3 protein-coding genes are annotated in these 2,393 nt (G+C 60.4%); all 3 read left to right on the forward strand.

Annotated features, from left to right (window positions below):
* Positions 1 to 42 precede the first annotated feature (42 nt).
* Positions 43 to 915 carry an endonuclease/exonuclease/phosphatase family protein gene (locus tag VGH68_RS27435; protein WP_331606868.1) on the forward strand — a complete coding sequence of 291 codons (873 nt, stop codon included), beginning with the start codon at positions 43 to 45 and terminating at the stop codon, positions 913 to 915.
* 448 nt (positions 916 to 1,363) lie between these two features.
* On the forward strand, positions 1,364 to 1,588 hold the full coding sequence (locus tag VGH68_RS27440) for a hypothetical protein (protein WP_331606869.1): 225 nt from the start codon (positions 1,364 to 1,366) through the stop codon (positions 1,586 to 1,588).
* A 127-nt stretch (positions 1,589 to 1,715) separates the two neighbouring features.
* Entirely contained in the window at positions 1,716 to 2,222 is a 507-nt protein-coding gene (locus VGH68_RS27450) for a helix-turn-helix domain-containing protein (protein WP_331606870.1), read from the forward strand.
* Positions 2,223 to 2,393 lie beyond the last annotated feature (171 nt).

A 2,393-nucleotide genomic window follows, 5' to 3' on the forward strand; every position in this document is an offset into this window, starting at 1 on the left:
GCGCGGCGGTAAACTACGACATGGCTTTCGAAGGAGATCGTCATGCGTCTCGTTGACTGGAACATCCAGTGGGGACGCGGTGTGGATGGCCGCGTCGACCTCGCTCGCATCGTGCACGAGGCAAGGACGCTGTGCGATTTCGACATCCTTTGCCTCCAGGAAGTCACTCGCGGCTTTCATGAGGAACCGGCGGAGGGCGGATTGGCAGGCGGCCCGTCTACCGATCAGTTCGCCGAGCTTGCCGCATTGCTGCCGGGGGCGACCGTGCTCGATGCGATCGGGTCCGATCTTCCGCCTGTCGGGGCCGCGCGACAGCGGCGTCACTTCGGCAATGCAATCGTGAGCCAACTGCCTGTCAGGCAGGTGCTGCGTCATTCGCTGCCCTGGCCGGCCGACCCTGCCAAGCCGTCGATGCTGCGTGTCGCACTCGAAGCGGTGATCGAAACCGATGTCGGCCCGCTGCGTGTCATCAGCACACATCTTGAGTTCTACTCCGAGGCACAACGACTGGCACAAGTGACGAGGTTGCACGAATTGCACAAGGAGGCATGCGACCATTCCCGTCGTCCGGCAAAAGCGGAAAAACCGGACAGTCCGTTCGCCGACACTGCACGCCCGACGAGCGCTATCGTATGCGGTGATTTCAACAGCGCGTTCGAAGATTCTGCATATTGCAGGATGCTCGAGCCGGCTCCTGGCGCGCCTGCGTTCGCTGACGCTTGGGCCTGCGCGCACCCGAACGCCCCCCGCGCCGCGACGGTTGGTCTGTACGATCACGAGCAATGGCCTGACGGACCGTTCGCATGCGATTTTGTTTTTGTCACCGAGGATCTGATGCCCCGAATCGCGGGTTGCGACGTGGACCAGAATAGCCGCTCGTCCGATCATCAGCCACTGTGGCTCGAGTTGCGCTAGTCCACGAAACCGGACATGCGAACTCGTTGTGACCGGCGGGACTCTGATGCTCACGCGAGCGCAGACATCGTTTCCGTCATTGCGCTATACGGCTGAAGCCATCTCTTTTGCACAGGATGCTACCGCGCCTGTGACCCGCGCCGAAGTACGGTGGGCCTGGTGAGAGTAGAACAAGGCGGGTATTGCCCGGGCGTCTTACCGGAAGCGGGCATTGAAGCGGCGGCACCGAACGTCCGCATCTAAAAACTTTGAGTGCTCGTTGTCGTTGAGGGTTGTTAGATGCCTGCCGTGGTCGCCGTGACTGTAAACACGCTGCGGCGCGTGCCGAAATCGTTCGATTGCAGACGCCCGCCAGAAAGCCGCGAAAATACGTGCGGAAACTAGCATTGCGCCATTCCGTACATGTACTAAAATGGATTTGCGTTTTCATACGCCGATGGAGCGGAATATGAACACCGCGCAACCACACGACAAGCCGCAGGTATTTACGGTGAGGGATGACGCTGGGAAGTCCACGCCGATCCCCGCGCGCACGTGGCAAGACGCACTAGACGCCTACGCCAGAATAGACGGCTTTTACAGCTATCCAGAGTACCGCCACATCACAGGCCATCACCTCAGCGAATTTGACGCGCACGGGCAGGTCCGCCCCCGCAATCTCAGCGACTTCTAGGGACGTTGCCATGAGCCGAGTCTTCGCCTATTGCCGCGTCAGCACCACCGACCAAAACACCAGCAACCAAGTGCAGGATATACGCGCGGCGGGCTACGAGGTGGATAAGTGTTGCTGGTAAACGCGTTTGAATTTTGTTAACTTTCGGCGTCGTCATTACGCCGGGGTACCGATGAAGTGTGTCGTAGAACTGACCGAAGCCGAGGATCAGACGTTGCAACAGCTGTCCGTGAATCACAAACATCGCGACGCTCGCACCCGGGCCGCAGGCGTGCTGTTGCTCGGACGCGGGGTCAAGCTGACCGAGATTGCCTCCAAGCTTGGCGTGAGCGGCCAATCGGTCTACAACTGGGCGCATGCGTGGCGTGAGCAAGGGGTTTGCGGCTTGCTGACGGGCCACAAAGGCGGTCGTCCCCGCGCGTTGTCCGAAGGCATGCTGGCCACCGCGACGGAGGTTGCGCGCACGGAGTCCATGACGCTCGGACAAATCGCGAAGCGGATCGAAGCCTTGCATGGAGAGCCGATGCCGTGTGCGCTGGAAACCTTGTCGGTCGCCCTTCGGCGGGAAGGCTTCTCCTTTAAGCGCAACCGTTTCTCGCTCAAAAAAAGCGCAACCAGGAAGACTTTGAGATGAAATCAGCCATCCTGGAAAAACTGCAATGTGCCGCTCGCGCCGACGCAGTACGCCTGGTCTATTTCGACGAAGCGGGCTTTGCCGCGTCGCCTCCGGTTCAAAGAGCGTGGTCACCGCGCGGCCTGCCTCATCGTGTCGAACCACGCTTGCATTGCAGGCGCTCGGTGCTCG

It is taken from the genome of Paraburkholderia sp. (assembly GCF_036488505.1).
Lineage (GTDB): Bacteria > Pseudomonadota > Gammaproteobacteria > Burkholderiales > Burkholderiaceae > Paraburkholderia.